Source organism: Candidatus Competibacteraceae bacterium (genome assembly GCA_016713505.1).
Lineage (GTDB): Bacteria > Pseudomonadota > Gammaproteobacteria > Competibacterales > Competibacteraceae > Competibacter_A.
Window position 1 is genome coordinate 1,184,702 of sequence record JADJPA010000001.1, and the last position, 16,184, is coordinate 1,200,885.

Genomic DNA, 16,184 nt, shown 5'->3' on the forward strand with positions numbered 1-16,184 from the left:
CGAGCGACCCGATGGCCGGCCCGCTGAGCGGATTGGGCGTACTGGTCACCCGGCCGGACCATCAGGCCGGCTCGCTTTGTCAGTTGATCGAAAGCCGCGGCGGCACTCCCATCCGGTACCCCGCCCTACTGATCCGCGAACCGCGCGACTGGGCGTCGGCGCTAGCCGTGTTCGACGGCTTGGCGGATTACGACCTGGCTATTTTTACCAGCGCCAACGCCGTGGAACGGGCCTTGCCCCTCATCCAGCAACGCGGCGGCCTCCCGCCCGCGCTGGAAATCGCCGCCGTCGGCAAAGCGACCGCTCGAAAGCTGGCGCAGTTCGGCATCGACCGTTGCTTGCAACCGGAATCCTTCAGCAGCGAAGGGTTGCTGGCGCTTATGCGTTTTCGGAATGTGGCCGGCCAACGCATCGCCATCGTCGGGGGCGAAAACGGACGCGCCCTGCTGGCTGACGCGCTGACCGCGCGCGGCGCCCGCGTGGACCGCGCCGAAGTCTACCGGCGCGAACGCCCGAGCGCCGATAGCGAAAGGCTGCTGGAATGTTGGGCGCGCGGCGAAATTGGCGCGGTTGTGGTGACCAGTACCGAAATCCTGTTGAATTTGTTTGATATGCTAAGCGAACCGGGACAAGGCTATCTGCGTGACACACCTCTGGTCGCGATCAGTCCCCGTACCCGACAGACTGCCGCGGAATACGGTTGCCGCCGCCTTCTGCTGAGCGAAAACGCCAGCGACGACGCCATCGTCTCCACATTGCTGGACTTGGCGGCAAATCTATCTTCAGTTCAGTTCGGTGACGCAATATGACAGACAAAAAATCAGACAACGGAATCATCAAACCTACCTCGGCTTTTACCGCCGCGCCTTCCAGAAGCTATGTAGCCGCGCCACCCGCCAAAAGCGGGCGCGGACTGGCGAGTTTCGCGCTCCTCATCGCCCTCGCCGCCGCGGGCGGCAGCGGCTATCTCTGGTATCTGTGGCAACAAGAGCACGCCGCCCAGACCACCCGGATCGAGGCGACGGTCAAACAGGCGGTGGCTCAAACGGCTCCCGAACTCCAGGCCGTGAAAACCCAGGTTCAAAAATTGCTCGCCTCGGACGAAAATCAGCAGCTTAAAGGCCAGATCATCGGCTTGTCCGGCGACGTGCAACCGCTGAAAAACGCCATGGAGCTGCAAAAGGGTGAGAACGACATCCTCAAGGGCGAAATGAAGCTGCTGCGAGAAAGCCACGACACCCAAAAAACCGACTTCCAGAAGCAACAACAAGCGGTTGACGCGCAACTGCGCGACCAGCAAAACCATCTCGCCAAGCTGGACGAGCAATTGAAAAACGTCCGTTTGACGGACACCGGACTGGCTGAGAACCTGGACGCCCTCAAGGTCGTCGTGGCCAAGGGCGGCGACGTGAACGCCTTCCCGCTGGCGGAAGCGGACTATCTGCTGCGGCTGGCCGATACCAAACTGAAGATCGAACGCAACGTCCCCGCCGCCCTGCTGGCGCTGGACACCGCCCAAGAGCGCTTGAAGGCCGTCGGCGAAAGCTCGCTGGCCTCCGTACAAACCATGCTGGGCGAGGCGATCGGCAGCTTGCGCGGGGTGCGGCTCACCGATTTCTCCGGGCTGGCTCACAAACTGGTGGAAATGCAGCAACAAGCCGCCACGCTGCCGGTAAAAATCGATTCGGGCGTACCGAACATCAAAAGCCGGCTCAAGCCGTCCGACAACGCGACCGTCAGCGGCGGCGAACGGCCCTGGTGGGACCGCGCTACTGAAGCCGTCTGGAACCAGTTCAAGGGCATTGTCGTGATCCGGCGCGTGCGCAGCGACGCACCGCCCCTGATCGCCATGGAAGAAGAGTTTTTCCTGCGTCAGAACCTGCAACTGGAACTGGAAAGCATGCGCCTGGCCTTGCTGCGCGGTGACGCTCAGGCCTATCAGGACGCTCACAAGCTGGTCGGATCTTGGCTGGCCACTTACTTCGATGCGCATGATTCGCAGGTGAGCGCTTTTCAAAGCGAGGTGAAAGCGCTGGAAAGCGTGCAGTTCAATACCTACATCCCGGATCTGGCCGGTCTCAACAAAGCCTTTCAAGACGCTCTGGCCAAGCGGCAACCGGTTCGCGCGGTCCAAAAGACAGCGCCGCCGCCCGCCGAACCGCCAAGAACCGGACAGGAGTCACGGTAATGAAGTTATTGATCGGTATTATCGTCACGTTGCTAGTGTCGGCCTGGTTGGCGCTGGTGCTCAAGCAGGACCCCGGCTACGCCATGTTCAGCATGGGCAACTGGACGGTCGAAACCAGCTTCGCCTTTCTGGCGCTGTTTTTGATCGTCCTTTTCATCGCCTTCTACGGGCTGGTCCGGCTGATGGTCGGATTGTGGCAGGCGCCGGGTTGGACGCTGACCTTCAACCGGCGGCGGCTGAACAAAAAAGCGCGCCATTCCTTCAACACCGGTGTCCAGAAGATGGCGGCGGGCCACTGGGCGGCGGCCGAGAAAGCCTTGGTCAAGAGCGCGCCGCACAGTGACTCCCCCGCCCTCCACTACTTGAACGCCGCCCAAGCCGCCCATCAACTCGACGATCTGAAATGGCGGCGCGATCTGCATTTGCGTAAAGCCGAAGATGCCCCCGACGCCGACAAATTGACGGTGCAATTGACGCGAGCGGGGTTTCTGCTGGACGATGGACACGCCGATCAGGCGCGCCCGCTGTTGGAGTCGTTACGCGCCCACCACCCCCACCATCCCGGCGTGCTGCAAGGACTGGCCAAAACCTACCAACAGCTCAAGGCCTGGGAACCCTTGCAAGCATTGCTGACGGAACTTCAGAAGCAGAAAGCGCTCGGCTCCGAGCCTTTCGCGGCGTTGCAGAAACAAACCTATCAAGCCCTATTGGAGAGCGCCGCCTCGGGATCGCTGGATAAACTCAAGGCGCTGTGGCGGCAAGCGCCGGCGGCGCTGCGCGAAGACGATGAAGAATTTTTGATCGGCTACGCCAACGCATTGTGCGACTACGGGGCTATCGACGACGCCGAAAGGCTGCTGCGTGAGGCCATCACCCGCCGCTGGAGCGAAAGGCTGACGGTCGGTTACGGAAGGCTGGAACGCGGCAACGCCGTCGCGCAGCTAGCGACTGCTGAAAGCTGGCTCACCCGCCACAGCGATAACCCGCATCTGCTGCTGACGCTGGGCCGGCTGGCAAAGCGCTGCCAGCAGCCCGACAAGGCCCGCCATTATCTGGAGCGGAGCATTCAATTGATGCCCACGCCGGATGCCTATGAGGAACTTGGCGAACTGCTGCAAGTGCTGCAAGAACCCAATAATGCCCTGCAATGTTTTCACGCCGGGCTGCGGCTGCTGGTTGGGAAACCGCAGGAGAAACAGGGCGCGATGTTGCCCGCCGCCGCGCCGGCGCCGCAACTGCAGAAATCCGAGCAACCGGCCGCCTCGGCCTCGACCACCTAATTCAGGGCTTTCAACTCTCGGGCGGTACCAGCGGCGCACCGCCCTTTTATCCCCCCGCTTCGTAGTCGGCGTCCGCTCAATGCGGCGCGAAGTCGAAGGAATCGTAAAACAGCCGATCTTCCGTCAAGCCTTGCGCGGCAAATACCGGTTTGGCGGCTTCGATCATCGGCGGCGGGCCGCTCATATAGACTTCGTACTCGTGTAAATCAGGATAATCCGCCGCCGCCGCCGCGTGCACCCAACCGGTGCGACCCAGCCAGCCATCGTCCGGGCGCGGTTCCGACAAGACCGGCGTATAACGGAAATTGGGCTGTTCTTGCACCCACCGGCGCGGCAGCTCATCCAGGTACAGGTCAAGCTTGGCGCGCGCCCCCCAGTACAGATGCAAAGACCGTTTCAAGCCGACATGGAAGGCGTGTTCCAACATCCCTTTCAGCGGCGCGAAGCCGGTGCCGCCCCCGATCAGGATGATCGGACGCAGCGAATCCTCGCGCAGAAAAAAGCTTCCCAACGGCCCCTGGAAGCGCAGCAGCGCTTTATCCTTCATTTTGTCGAACACGAAAGCCGAAAAAAAACCGTCCGGCACGCGGCGGACATGCAACTCTAGCAGATCGTCGGCGTGCGGCGGATTGGCCAGCGAAAACCCACGGCGGCGGCCGTCGGCCAGCAGGATATCCACATACTGACCCGCCATGAATTGCAGCCGTTCGGCGCTCGGCAAGCGCAGGTACAGGCGCATCACATCCGGCGCCAGCAGCTCCCGCCGCTCCACCCGACAGGGCAGAATCTTGATGGTGATGTCGCCGCTGGTCTTGATCTCGCGGGCTTCGATCACCAGATCGCCGCGCGGCCGCGCTTGACACAACAACACTTTACCTCCGGCGTGCTCGCGCTCGCTGAGCGCCGGCGGCCTGCCGTCGGGATACTCGATCTCACCGGATTGGATCGTCCCCATGCAGGAGCCGCAGGTGCCGTTGCGGCAGCCGTAGGGCAACACGCTACCCTTCTCGCGCAAGGCGGCATCCAGGACCGATTCGGTTTCGCCGACCTGAAACTCGTGACCGCTCGGTTGAAGCACGACGCGATAAGTCATAATCGATGTATTCCTCGCCTGGATTGATTGCCGGCACTGAGTAAGGAAAGCGGTCGGCTGATTGGCCGGCATCATAAACCCAACTCGGCCCACAGCGTATCCACCCGCCGTTTCACCGCGTCGCTCATCGTCAAGGGCCGGCCCCACTGACGGGTAGTCTCGCCCGGCCATTTGTTGGTGGCGTCGAAACCGATCTTCGAGCCGAGACCGGACACGGGCGAGGCGAAATCCAGATAGTCGATCGGGGTGTTTTCGATGGTGACCGTATCCCGCGCCGGGTCCATGCGGGTGGTCATGGCCCAAATGACGTCCTTCCAGTCGCGCGCGTTGACATCTTCATCGACCACGATCACGAACTTGGTGTACATGAACTGGCGCAGGAACGACCAGATGCCGAGCATGACTCGCTTGGCGTGGCCGGGATACTGCTTGCGCATCGCCACCACCGCCAGCCGGTAGGAACAGCCTTCCGGCGGCAGATAAAAATCGGCGATTTCGGGAAACTGCTTTTGCAGGATCGGCACGAATACCTCGTTCAGCGCCACGCCGAGAATGGCCGGTTCATCCGGCGGCCGGCCGGTGTAAGTGCTGTGATAGATCGGTCGCTCGCGCTGGGTGATTCGGTCGATGGTGAATACCGGGAACTGGTCGGCTTCGTTGTAGTAGCCGGTATGATCGCCAAACGGCCCTTCCAGCGCGGTTTCGCCGGGCGCGATGTGACCTTCCAACACGAATTCGGCTGAGGCCGGCACCTGCAAATCATTGCCCAAGCATTGCGCCAGCTCGGTGCGGGAGCCGCGCAACAGGCCAGCGAACGCATATTCGGACAGCGTGTCCGGCACCGGCGTCACCGCCGCCAGGATGGTGGCCGGATCGGCGCCCAGCGCCACCGCGACCGGAAACGGCTTGCCGGGCCACGCCAGTTGCCAGTCGCGATAATCCAAGGCTCCACCGCGATGCGACAGCCAGCGCATGATCACCTTGTTGCGGCCGATCACCTGCTGCCGGTAGATGCCAAGATTCTGACGCGGCTTGTGCGGGCCGCGCGTCGTCACCAGCCCCCAAGTGATCAGCGGTCCGGCATCCTCCGGCCAGCAGGTCTGAACCGGCAAGCGCGCCAGATCGATGGCCTCCCCCTCGATGACCTGATCCTGACACGGCGGCCGGCCGATCTTTTTGGGGGCCATGTCCAGCACCTTCTTAAAAACCGGCAGCTTCTCCCAGGCATCGCGCAGTCCCTTGGGCGGTTCGGGTTCTTTCAGAAAAGCCAGGAGCTTGCCGACCTCGCGCAGCGCCTCAACCTCCTCAGCGCCCATCCCCAAGGCCACCCGGCGCGGCGTGCCAAACAGATTGCCCAACACCGGGATGGCATGACCCCTGGGGTGTTCGAACAGGAGCGCCGGACCGCCGGCGCGCAGCACCCGGTCGCAAATTTCGGTCATCTCCAGCTTCGGGTCCACGGCGACCGAGATGCGCTTGAGTTCGCCAAGCCGTTCCAGTTGAACGATAAAGTCGCGCAAATCCTTGTATTGCATGAATCAGCTCTCGTGTAGTCGGAATGGCCCGAACCAAGGGCGAAGCCGAATTCTAGCAGCGGCGCGCGGTTGTGGATCGCCTTTCAGCAGCTAGACTTGTAAGGTGCCGGCAACCCTACAAAACTTTTTTTCGATCGTTGAAAATTCCAGTTTCAGCAACCCGCTAAAGCTGGCGTTTCCTTGACACCCTGCTCCATCTCAGGAGGCGACATGAGGTTCCTGCTCCGCCTGTCGGCGGCCATCGATGCGCTCAATAGGGCCATCGGCCGGTGGATGACCTGGCTGATTTTGTTCTGCACGCTGACCAGCGCGCTGGCGGCGACGTTGCGCTACGGCTTCGACTGGGGTTCCAACGCCCTGCTGGAAGTCCAATGGTTCATGTTCGGGCTGGTGTTCCTGTTTTGCGCGTCCTGGACGTTGCAAATCGGCGGTCATGTCCGTATCGATATCCTGTATGCCCGGTTGCGGCCGACGACACAGCTCTGGATCGACATTCTGGGCGGGCTGCTGTTCCTGTTACCGGTCTGCCTGTTGATCGCTTACGATTCCTGGAATTTCTTCTTGATCGCTTACCAAACCCGTGAAGCTTCGCCGAATCCCGGCGGGCTGGCCTGGTGGCCGATGAAGCTGGCGATTCCGGTGGCTTTTATCCTGATCAGCTTGCAAGGCGTATCCGAGATCATCAAGAGCGCCGCCGTGCTGACCGGTCATCGGGAGATGCCCGAGTTCCGGGGAGGCCACTGACATGGCTGAGTTCCTCATCGCCTACATGGCCCCGATCATGTTTTCGGCGCTGGTGGTGTTTCTGCTGCTCGGCTATCCGGTGGCGTTTTCGCTGGCGGCGGTGGGCATGGTTTTCGGCTTGCTCGGCATCGAACTCGGCCTGCTCACGCCGAACTTGTTGCAGGCGTTTCCCGATCGGGTGTTCGGGATCATGAAAAACGAAATCCTGCTGGCGATTCCGTTCTTCACGTTCATGGGTTTGGTGTTGGAGCGCAGCGGCATGGCCGAGGATTTACTGGACACCATCGGTCAGTTGTTCGGCAGCATTCGCGGCGGGTTAGCCTACGCGGTCATCCTGGTCGGCGCGCTGCTGGCGGCGACCACCGGCGTGGTTGCCGCGTCGGTGATCGCCATGGGTTTGATCTCGCTGCCGATCATGCTGCGCTACGGTTACGATAAAGCGCTAGCCTCTGGAGTGATCGCCGCCTCTGGCACACTGGCCCAGATTATTCCGCCCTCGCTGGTGTTAATCATCATGGCCGATGTGTTAGGCCGCTCGGTAGGCGATATGTACAAGGGTGCGTTCATCCCCGGCTTTATTCTGACGACGCTGTATATCGTCTGGGTGTTTTTGAACACCGTATTCCGACCGCACGTGGCCCCGGCTTTGCCGCCCGAGGCCCGAACGTTGCGCGGTTGGGCGCTGGTCCAGCGGGCGGCGGTGGCGATGATCCCGCCGCTGCTGCTGATTTTCCTGGTGCTTGGCAGCATTTTCATCGGCTGGGCCACCCCGACCGAGGGCGGCGCGTTGGGCGCGGTCGGCGCGCTGGGGCTCGCTTTGATCAAGGGCAAACTGAATCGGATCATGGTGGTCGAGGCCATGCACAGCACCGCCAAAATCACTAGTTTCGTGATTTTTATTCTGATCGGCGCCAGTGTGTTCAGCTTGGTGTTTCGAGGCGTTAACGGCGATCTGTGGGTGGAGCATTTGCTGCTGGATTTGCCGGGGGGTCAGTTGGGCTTCCTGATCGTGGTCAATCTGATGGTGTTCCTGCTGGCGTTTTTCCTGGATTTTTTCGAGATCAGTTTCATCATCCTGCCGCTGCTGGCGCCGGTGGCGGATAAGCTGGGGATCGATCTCATTTGGTTTGGGGTGCTGCTTGGCGTCAACATGCAGACCTCGTTCATGCACCCGCCGTTCGGCTTCGCACTGTTCTATTTGCGCAGCGTCGCGCCGCCCGCGGTCCGCACCGGCGATATCTATTGGGGCGCGGTCCCGTTTGTGGTGATTCAAGTCATCATGGTGGCCCTGATCATCGCGTTTCCCGCACTGGTCACCGTGGGCCTGGATCGTTCCGTTCATTCAGGTGAGGCCACGCCGGTGCAGATTTTGGCTCCGCAGAATGATCGAGATGGCGCGGGTCAGTCTCAACCGGATGACACAGCCGACTTATTCCAAAAATTGCAGAAACCGAGTCAATAGGTTGAGCTAGGATCGGAAACCGTAATACTTCCCGGCCAGTATTACGACGAAGAGTCCGGCTTACATTACAACTACATGAGGGATTATGATCCGCAGACGGGACGGTATGTGCAGTCCGATCCGATTGGGCTGAGAGGGGGGATTAATACGTATGGGTATGTAGGGGGGAATCCAATCTCAATAATTTACCCTACAGGTCTTATTGAATGGAACGGGATGGTTTTTTCGATGGGTGCAGTGGCCGGTGGCGGTGCCGTCTACGATATTTACACGCTTTTCTCGGAATGTGTGAAAGGCAAGAGGGGCTATGCGCGTGTTCATGCTTCTGGGCCAGCTGTTGGCTTCGGTCTTGAAATTACTGGGGGTGGTGGATCGATAACATTTGAAGATAGCTTGTCTTACGTCGATCCTGATGTTTTCAATGGTACCTATAAAAAAGTAGCTTATGGAATAGCATGGGGGGGTGGATTTGGAGGTGGGATTGTCGAATTGGGCGGAGCCACCTCATCATTAAGTGGACTTATACCTGCGCTGATAGGAGGTATTGATTTAAGCATTGTTGGTTCAGCAGGCCGCGCTTGGGTTGTACAAAAGGATATTTTGTCCTGCGAGTGTGACTTAAATTGAACGGATCACTTTTATTTGCGCAGCTTGGATTTTTACTTACTGTAACTGGGATAATGACCTACGCGGTCAGAACAAAAACATTCTTTTATTATCCCAGCAAACTCATGCCTAAGTTGAAATGGTATGAAGCAATGATGGTTTTACTCGGCTGGGGCTGTCTTATGGTAGCAATATTTTTGTAACTCAACCTGTTGGAACGGGATTGATCAATGCAAAGTGGTTATCTACTCCCACGGTTTTGGAGTAATCCTCTCGAAATCCCGTTTTCCGTGAACGACAGCCAACAGGGTGACCCGCTCACTGTCGGTCCAATAGATAAGACGATGGCCCTGGACGATCAATTCACGGATCTCCTCGCGTTGGGCCTCCCTCACCCGCCGACCCCGACGGGGAAAAAGGCCCAAGGTTTCGGCGCTGTTGAAGCATTCTTGGACAAAGCGCCTTCCGGCAGCGGGCGAATGCTGGCTCAGATAATCCCGAATCGCGGCCAAATCGGCCAGGGCGGTTTCCGCCCAGCGCAGCTCAGCCATCCAGCAAACGCCGTTTCGCGTCCTCGTGAGCGACAGTCTTCCCTTCGGTCATCGCGGTTATACCCGCCTCGATCTTCTGCTTGACGTACAGCTCATAAAGGATGTCTGCCCAGCTTGCCTGATCGGGCAAGCGGTCGATCACCTGCTTAGCGACTTCTTTTGCAGTCTGCATGAGTGAACTCCTTTCGTAACATCAAGACGCAATATCTTGGAGCATGGAACGCGCCCGATTCTTAACGATCATGCCTTCGAGCACCCGTCTGACCGCTTGCTTGTCTTCCGGTGGCAACCGCGAAAGGGCCTCGAACTGCAAGCGAAAATCCTCATCCGGGCCGCGTTCGGCCTGATCGAAAACCAGCACATCCGCGCTCACCGACAACGCCACCGCCAACCGCCGCAGGACATCCAGGGTCGGCTCGATGGCCCCGCTTTCGTAGCGTTGAATCTGGGTCACATGCACGCCCACTTGTTCGGCGAGTGCTTTTTGCGTCAGCGTGCGTTCCTTGCGCAGCGAAGCCAGCCGTTTTGAGAACTGCATTGTCAGCCACCGGGCAGATTGAGAGGTGACCACTATACAACCCCCGTTGAGTGAGACTAGTTGCAATATACCAAATACGCTGCTATAAAAACAGCGTTATTACGTATTGACACCTTTTTGGAGATCCCATGCCCCGCATTCCCGACACCGAACTCGACCGTCTCAAGTCCGAGGTGTCGCTGGAGCGGCTGATCGAAGGTCGGGGGATCGCGTTGAAGCAGCGGGGAGCGGATCTCGTGGGCCTGTGCCCCTTTCACGAAGATCGGGAACCGTCGTTGGTGATCACGCCCGCCAAAAACCTCTGGCACTGCTTCGGCTGTGGGTTGGGCGGCGGGGTGATCGATTGGGTGATGAAGAGCGAGGGCGTGTCGTTCCGTCACGCGGTCGCGCTGCTCAAGGAAGGGCGGCCTGGCTTCGTCGCTGCCGAATCGGCGGCTCTCCCTGCGCCTTCCGCGCCCTCAACGCCCTCCGCGCCGGTCAAGCGGGCCACAGTCCGCACGCTGGATTCCCCGGTGCGCCCAGACGCCGACGACCAAGCCCTGCTCGATCAGGTGATCGACTACTACCACGCCACCTTGCAGCAGAGTCCCGACGCGCTGTCGTATCTGGCCGAACGGGGGATCGATTCGCCGGAGGCGATTGAGGCCTTCAAGCTCGGCTACGCGGATCGGACCCTGGGCTTGCGACTGCCGGAGAAGAACCGCAAGGCCGGGGCCGAGCTGCGAAGTCGGCTGGTGAAAGTCGGGATTTACCGCGAGAGCGGCCACGAACACTTCAACGGCTCCCTGATCATGCCGGTGTTCGACGAGAGAAGCCATGTGGTCGAAGTCTACGGCCGCAAGCGTCGGGATGATCTGCGACCCGGAACGCCCAAGCACTTGTACCTACCCGGCCCGCATCGGGGGGTGTGGAATGAAGCCGCGCTTCAGGCGAGTTCCGAGATCATCCTGTGCGAAGCCCTGATCGACGCCCTGACCTTTTGGGTGGCGGGCTTTCGCAACGTCACCGCGAGCTACGGGGTGCAGGGCTTTACCGAGGATCATCTGACGGCGTTCCAGCAGCATGGAATCAAGCGGGTCTCGATCGCCTACGATCGGGATACCGCCGGGGATCGCGCCGCTCTGGCGCTGGCGGAGCGGCTGATGGGGCTGGGGATGGACTGCTACCGCCTCCGCTTCCCGCACGGGCTGGACGCCAACGCCTATGCCCGCCAGTCTGCGTCGCCTCCAGAGAGCTTAGGCGCGCTGATCCGCTCGGCCGAGTGGTTAGGCAAGGGGCAACGGCCGGTGTCGCTCCGAGTGAACGAAGGCGACCCTGGCCCAGTGTCCGGGATCAGCGCCGGGACCGTTACCGAAAGTCCGACCGAGACCCTCCCCTTAGCCGCCTCAGTCCTACCCCCCGCACCGATCCCCACACCGACGGTCACGGCGGACGGCGAGGATCTGCACCTGACCCTGGGTGACCGGCATTACCGAGTGCGGGGCCTGGCAGCGGATGCACCAGTCGGCGTCATCAAGCTCAACCTGCTGGCCCGGCGGGGGGACGGCTTTCACGCCGATAGCCTGGACCTCTACAGCGCCCGGCAGCGGGGCAGCTTCGCCGAGGCCGCCTCGGTGGAGCTGAACGTCTCGGCCGAGGTGCTGCGCCGCGACCTGGGCCGGCTGCTGCTGGCCCTGGAAGCCGTGCAGGACGAACGGCGAGCGACCTTGAAGGCTGCCGCGTCTCCGGCGGAGGCCAACGGCGACGGCCGTCACCTGCCCCCGCCGCTGACCGAGACGGAGCGCGCGGCCGCGCTGGCCTTCCTGCAAGCGCCCGATCTCCTCGACCGGATCACCGAGTGAGGTCGGTCGGCAAGAGTGGACGCCAAGGAATCAGGTTTTTTTAAGTTGATGGTGATAGAAGCGCTGTTCAAACGCGGCGGGCGATAAATAGCCCAACCGGGCTTGGAGGCGCTGACGGTTGTAAAACAGTTCAATGTATTCGGTGATCTGGCCGATCGCTTGTTGACGTGTCTCGAAGCGGTTTTGATGGACGAGTTCGGTTTTCAAGGTGCCCCAGAAGCTCTCGATGGGGGCGTTGTCGTAACAGTTGCCGCGCCGGGACATGGAAGATTGGAGGCCGTGCTGGCGCAGGCGCTGTTGGTAGTCCCAAGCACAATACTGGCTGCCGCGATCGGAGTGACAAATCAATCCTGGCCGGGGGCGGCGGGTTTGCAGCGCCTGTTCCAGCGCTTGGGTCACCAGGCTTTGGCGCAGGTGATCGGCCATCGCATAGCCTATGATCCGGCCGCTGTGGAGGTCTTTGATCCCCGCCACATACAGCCAGCCTTCGTCCGTGGCCACGTAGGTGATGTCGCTGACCCAAGCCTGATTGGGACGTTGGACGCGAAAGCATTGGCCCAGCACGTTGGCCGCGATGGGTAAGGCATGGCGTGAATCCGTCGTCACGCGAAACCGCCGTTTTTGCCGACAGCGCAAACCCAACTGGCGACGGATGCGCTTGATCCGATGCACGCCGACGCGCACACCCCGCGCCGCCAGATCGCGTTGCAGGCGCTCGGGGCCATAGGTCTGACGGGTGCGCTCATGCGCGGCGCGAATCTCCGCTTGTAATCGCCCTTCCTGGCCGCTTCGGCTTGAGGGTGGACGCCGTCGCCAGGCGTAAAACCCGCTGCGTGACACCCGAAACATCCGGCATAAGACCGTCAGGGGAAACCGGCGTTTGAGGGGCTCCATTAGCGCGTACCGGGCAGTGACGCCTTGGCAAAGTACGCGGCGGCTTTTTTTAAAATATCGCGCTCCATCGTCACCTCCGCCAACGCCCGGCGTAACCGTCTCAGTTCCTTTTCGCCCTCGGTCAACGGTTTCTGCCGGCCGCCGAGCACCGCTAATTCCCCACGTCGTGCCGCCCCCACCCAGTTGGCGAGCGTCTTGGGCGACATCGATAAGCGCTGACCTGCTTGCGGGATCGACAGCCTTTCCTCCAGCACCAGTCGCACCGCTTGCTCGCGAAATTCTTTCGTGTACACCCCTCGGGGGAGTCGTTGCATGGTCCACCTCCTTCTCCTAAGTCTAGAGAGTCTTGGCGTCCACTTTTTTCAGCCTACCTCACCGAGGACCTGGCCCGCTGCGGGCTGGTCGGCGAGCCGGTCAACGGCCTGGTGGGCTATCTGGCCTGCCTCTCGCGCAAGCTGCCCGCGCCCCTGGCCGTCTTGGTGCAATCGGCCTCCGCTGCGGGCAAATCCGCCCTTCAGGACGCCTGTTTGGCCTTCGTGCCGGAACACGAGCGGGTCAAGTACTCCGCCGTCACCGGCCAAAGCCTGTTTTACGTCGGCGAGACCGATCTCCAACACAAGGTGCTGGCGATTGCCGAGAGCGAAGGTGCTCTGCAAGCCGCATACGCCTTGAAGCTCCTGCAATCCGAAGGGGAACTGACCATCGCCAGCACCGCCAAAGACCCGCAGACCGGTCAACTCGCCACGCGGACCTATCGGGTGAAAGGCCCGGTGATGCTGTTGCTCACCACCACCGCCGCCGAACCGGATGAAGAACTGTTGAACCGCTGTCTGGTGTTGGCCGTCAACGAGTCTCGTCCTCAGACCCAGGCCATCCACGCCCAACAACGCCAACGCCGCACGCTGGAGGGACTGCTGGCCGGACAGGAACGTGCGGCGATCTTCCAATTACACCGCCACGCCCAACGGCTGCTGGAGCCGATCCCCGTCGTCAATCCCTACGCCGAGCGCTTGACCTTCGTCGATGGCTCCACCCGCACGCGGCGCGATCACGAGAAGTATCTGACCCTGATCGACGCCTTAGCCTTGCTCCACCAGCACCAACGCCCGCAGCAGACCGCCCGGCGGTCGGGATCGGGGGACGGACCGCCGCTGCGCTACCTGGAAGCCACCCTGGACGACATCGAGGTGGCCAACCGGCTGGCCCACGAGGTGCTGGGCCGCACCCTGGACGAGCTGCCGCCGCAAACCCGCCGCCTGCTGCGTCTGACCCAGCAGTGGGTGCGTGAACAGACCCAAATCCAAAGTATCCCCCGCCGCGCCTTCCGCTTCCGCCGCCGGGAACTGCGCGAGGCCCTGGACTGGGGCGACACCCAGCTCAAAATCCACCTCGCCCGGCTGGTGGATCTGGAATACGTCCTCGCCCATCGCGCGCCGGGGCAATCCTTCGCCTATGAACTGCTCTACGACGGCCCCGACGAACATCCCGACGACCGGCCACACTTGAGCGGGTTGATCGATGTCGCTGAACTGCGCCGTCAAGCCGGGGAATCCGTCACGCCGGCAAGGGCTAAAACCCCGAAACACGCGCTCAACCGCGATTCCAACGGTCCAGAATACGCCTACGACGCCAACCCGTCGGGGTTGGAAGGGGATCGGTCGGTGCCTGGTCGGACTGAGGTCGGCCCCCGGTCGGGGGGTGGTCGGCCGCTTGAAAACACCCGTTTAGGCCCTGTGGAAGCGGCTTTTGAGCCGACGCCCGCTGACATCGCCGAAAACGCAAAAGGTGGGGAAAATCCAGACTTTAGGCCGGTCGTAACGTACTCACCGGTCGTATCTCACCCCGTGAGTGATCGCTCAGCGCTCATCCTAGACCGGTTCGAGTCCGTGGCGGGGAGCCAAACCGAGATGCCCACCGCCGCGAGCGCGTCCTGATGGGCCGTCCCCGCCAGCATCGGGCGCCGACTCACGCTGCGCTGTGGCCGCTGATGCAGGCGTATCTGGACTGGACGCGGATGACCGGCAGCGCCAAAGATACCCACCGCCGCCGGGAATCGGCCCTACGTCGCTTTAGCGCCTGGTGTGCCGAGCGCGACCTGCACCGGCCCGCCGAGATCACCCGCCCGATCCTGGAGCGCTATCAACGCCAGCTCCGAGACGCCCGCAAACCCGATGGTCAACCGCTGACCCTCGGCTCTCAACACGTCCTGCTCACCCCGCTCCAGGGCTTCTTCAAATGGCTGGTGCGCGAGCGGCGGATTCTCTATAACCCCGCCGCCGAGCTGATCCTGCCCAAAAAGCCCAAGCAGTTGCCGCATACCCTCTTATCCGTCGAGGACATCGAAGCGGTCTTCGCTCAGCCTGACTTGAGCACGGCCGAAGGGTTGCGGGATCGGGCGATGCTCGAAGTCTTCTACGCCACCGGTATCCGCCGTCTGGAACTGGCGAACCTGGACTTATCCGACGTGGATGCCCGCCACGTCACTCTGCTGATCCGCGCGGGCAAGGGCCAACAGGATCGCTTCGTGCCGCTCGGACCACGCGCCTTGGCCTGGATCGCGCGTTATCGCCAGGAGAGCCGTCCTTACCTGCAACACGATCCCCACGAACCCGCGCTGTTCCTCACGGATCAGGGCCATCGCTTCCGAAGGAGCGCGCTCTCGGCCCGCGTCAAGCGCCTGCTGGAGAAAGCGGGCATCGAAAGACCCGGCTCCTGCCACCTGTTCCGCCACGCCTGCGCGACCCACATGCTAAAGGGCGGGGCCGACATCCGCGTCATCCAGGCCCTCCTCGGCCATCAGAGCCTCGAAACCACCCAGATCTATACCCACGTCGCGCTGGACCATCTGGCCAAAATCCACGCCGCCACCCATCCGCTGGTGACCGTGGAATCCGCCACCCTCCAGGCAGAGCCGCCTGAACCGTCCGCCGGCTCCTGAACCCCGCGTCTGCTCCTTCCAAAAGCCTTTCTTAGCGGCTAAAGAAGGTCGATTGATCCGGTCTTGACGGATCGTTCGCCGATGCCGACACTTCAAAAATCGTTCGCTCTTTGACAGCCTCGCTCGCCCGCCTGAACGGTTCTCCAAACCGCCGTTGGCCCGTTGTCTTGGTTTCAGCCGTTCCCATTCGGACAAAACGCGCCTAGTGAACTGAAGGAACTGGGAAAATCGAGAAAAGCACGACCAACGCCCGGTGGGTGACTGATTCCCCGGCCAGTATTACGATCAGGAATCCGGACTGTATTACCGTGCTTGGGCAAGCTGGCAACAGGGCTATTCTTGGCAAGAAATGGATTGGTCTCAAAAAGGCTATACATCCATCAAGGATTTTTTGAGGCCAGTGATATTGAAAAGCGAAGTTTAATTAAAAAAGGAAAATGGTGCGCTGAGTATTACGCCTATAAAGATGGTCTTACTATAAAAATAGTTTGCACGCCCTAAGTAAAATGGCGGC

The 16,184-nt window shown here is 61.2% G+C and carries 15 protein-coding genes and 1 pseudogene; 10 read left to right on the forward strand and 6 right to left on the reverse strand.

Features of this window, described 5'->3' with window-relative positions; translation table 11 throughout:
• The first annotated feature begins 11 nt into the window (after window positions 1–11).
• The 3 genes from IPK09_05420 to IPK09_05430 are packed head-to-tail and all read left to right on the forward strand — an operon-like array spanning window position 12 to window position 3,468.
• Complete coding sequence (locus tag IPK09_05420) at window positions 12–809, forward strand: uroporphyrinogen-III synthase (protein ID MBK7983058.1); 798 nt, start codon at window positions 12–14, stop codon at window positions 807–809.
• Complete coding sequence (locus IPK09_05425) at window positions 806–2,188, forward strand: uroporphyrinogen-III C-methyltransferase (GenBank protein ID MBK7983059.1); 1,383 nt, start codon at window positions 806–808, stop codon at window positions 2,186–2,188. Before IPK09_05420 ends, IPK09_05425 begins: the two co-directional genes overlap by 4 nt.
• Window positions 2,188–3,468: a hypothetical protein gene (locus IPK09_05430; protein MBK7983060.1), complete on the forward strand. Its 1,281-nt coding sequence runs from the start codon at window positions 2,188–2,190 to the stop codon at window positions 3,466–3,468. Before IPK09_05425 ends, IPK09_05430 begins: the two co-directional genes overlap by 1 nt.
• A 76-nt stretch (window positions 3,469–3,544) precedes the next feature.
• Here IPK09_05430 and IPK09_05435 read toward each other — a convergent pair whose 3' ends face one another.
• On the reverse strand, window positions 3,545–4,561 hold the full coding sequence (locus tag IPK09_05435; GenBank protein MBK7983061.1) for a CDP-6-deoxy-delta-3,4-glucoseen reductase: 1,017 nt from the start codon (window positions 4,559–4,561) through the stop codon (window positions 3,545–3,547).
• A gap of 71 nt (window positions 4,562–4,632) precedes the next feature.
• Window positions 4,633–6,096, reverse strand: coding sequence for a 4-hydroxy-3-polyprenylbenzoate decarboxylase (ubiD, locus tag IPK09_05440; GenBank protein ID MBK7983062.1), 1,464 nt, complete (start codon window positions 6,094–6,096; stop codon window positions 4,633–4,635).
• Between the two features lie 210 nt (window positions 6,097–6,306).
• On the opposite strand from ubiD, the gene IPK09_05445 reads away from it, so the two are divergent.
• The 4 genes and pseudogenes from IPK09_05445 to IPK09_05460 all read left to right on the forward strand — a co-directional run bounded on the left by IPK09_05445 (window position 6,307) and on the right by IPK09_05460 (window position 8,929).
• Entirely contained in the window at window positions 6,307–6,840 is a 534-nt protein-coding gene (locus IPK09_05445) for a TRAP transporter small permease subunit (GenBank protein MBK7983063.1), read from the forward strand.
• A gap of 1 nt (window position 6,841) precedes the next feature.
• On the forward strand, window positions 6,842–8,302 hold the full coding sequence (locus tag IPK09_05450) for a TRAP transporter large permease subunit (GenBank protein ID MBK7983064.1): 1,461 nt from the start codon (window positions 6,842–6,844) through the stop codon (window positions 8,300–8,302).
• 30 nt (window positions 8,303–8,332) lie between these two features.
• Window positions 8,333–8,503: pseudogene (locus IPK09_05455) on the forward strand (RHS repeat-associated core domain-containing protein).
• Window positions 8,504–8,518: 15 nt separating this feature from the next.
• A complete protein-coding gene (locus IPK09_05460; GenBank protein ID MBK7983065.1) occupies window positions 8,519–8,929 on the forward strand; it encodes a hypothetical protein in 411 nt (136 codons plus the stop codon).
• 224 nt (window positions 8,930–9,153) lie between these two features.
• Here IPK09_05460 and IPK09_05465 read toward each other — a convergent pair whose 3' ends face one another.
• The 3 genes from IPK09_05465 to IPK09_05475 are packed head-to-tail and all read right to left on the reverse strand — an operon-like array spanning window position 9,154 to window position 9,997.
• Window positions 9,154–9,459, reverse strand: a complete 306-nt coding sequence (locus IPK09_05465; GenBank protein MBK7983066.1) for a type II toxin-antitoxin system RelE/ParE family toxin — start codon at window positions 9,457–9,459, stop codon at window positions 9,154–9,156.
• Window positions 9,452–9,631, reverse strand: coding sequence for a hypothetical protein (locus tag IPK09_05470; GenBank protein ID MBK7983067.1), 180 nt, complete (start codon window positions 9,629–9,631; stop codon window positions 9,452–9,454). The genes IPK09_05465 and IPK09_05470 overlap by 8 nt, the downstream gene beginning before the upstream one ends.
• A gap of 21 nt (window positions 9,632–9,652) precedes the next feature.
• Window positions 9,653–9,997 carry a helix-turn-helix transcriptional regulator gene (locus IPK09_05475; GenBank protein ID MBK7983068.1) on the reverse strand — a complete coding sequence of 115 codons (345 nt, stop codon included), beginning with the start codon at window positions 9,995–9,997 and terminating at the stop codon, window positions 9,653–9,655.
• Between the two features lie 128 nt (window positions 9,998–10,125).
• Between IPK09_05475 and IPK09_05480 the strand changes: the two genes are divergently transcribed.
• A complete protein-coding gene (locus IPK09_05480) occupies window positions 10,126–11,838 on the forward strand; it encodes a toprim domain-containing protein (GenBank protein MBK7983069.1) in 1,713 nt (570 codons plus the stop codon).
• A 30-nt stretch (window positions 11,839–11,868) separates the two neighbouring features.
• On the opposite strand, the gene IPK09_05485 is transcribed toward IPK09_05480, so the two are convergent.
• Window positions 11,869–13,046 (reverse strand): IS3 family transposase gene (locus IPK09_05485; GenBank protein MBK7983070.1). Its coding sequence is split into 2 segments (ribosomal slippage): window positions 11,869–12,776 and window positions 12,776–13,046, totalling 1,179 coding nucleotides; the frame shifts between segments, so codons are not numbered across the junction.
• On the opposite strand from IPK09_05485, the gene IPK09_05490 reads away from it, so the two are divergent.
• On the forward strand, window positions 13,041–14,666 hold the full coding sequence (locus tag IPK09_05490; protein ID MBK7983071.1) for a hypothetical protein: 1,626 nt from the start codon (window positions 13,041–13,043) through the stop codon (window positions 14,664–14,666). The two genes, IPK09_05485 and IPK09_05490, sit on opposite strands and share 6 nt — an antisense overlap.
• Complete coding sequence (gene xerC / locus IPK09_05495) at window positions 14,666–15,670, forward strand: site-specific tyrosine recombinase XerC (protein MBK7983072.1); 1,005 nt, start codon at window positions 14,666–14,668, stop codon at window positions 15,668–15,670. Before IPK09_05490 ends, xerC begins: the two co-directional genes overlap by 1 nt.
• Window positions 15,671–16,184: the final 514 nt, after the last annotated feature.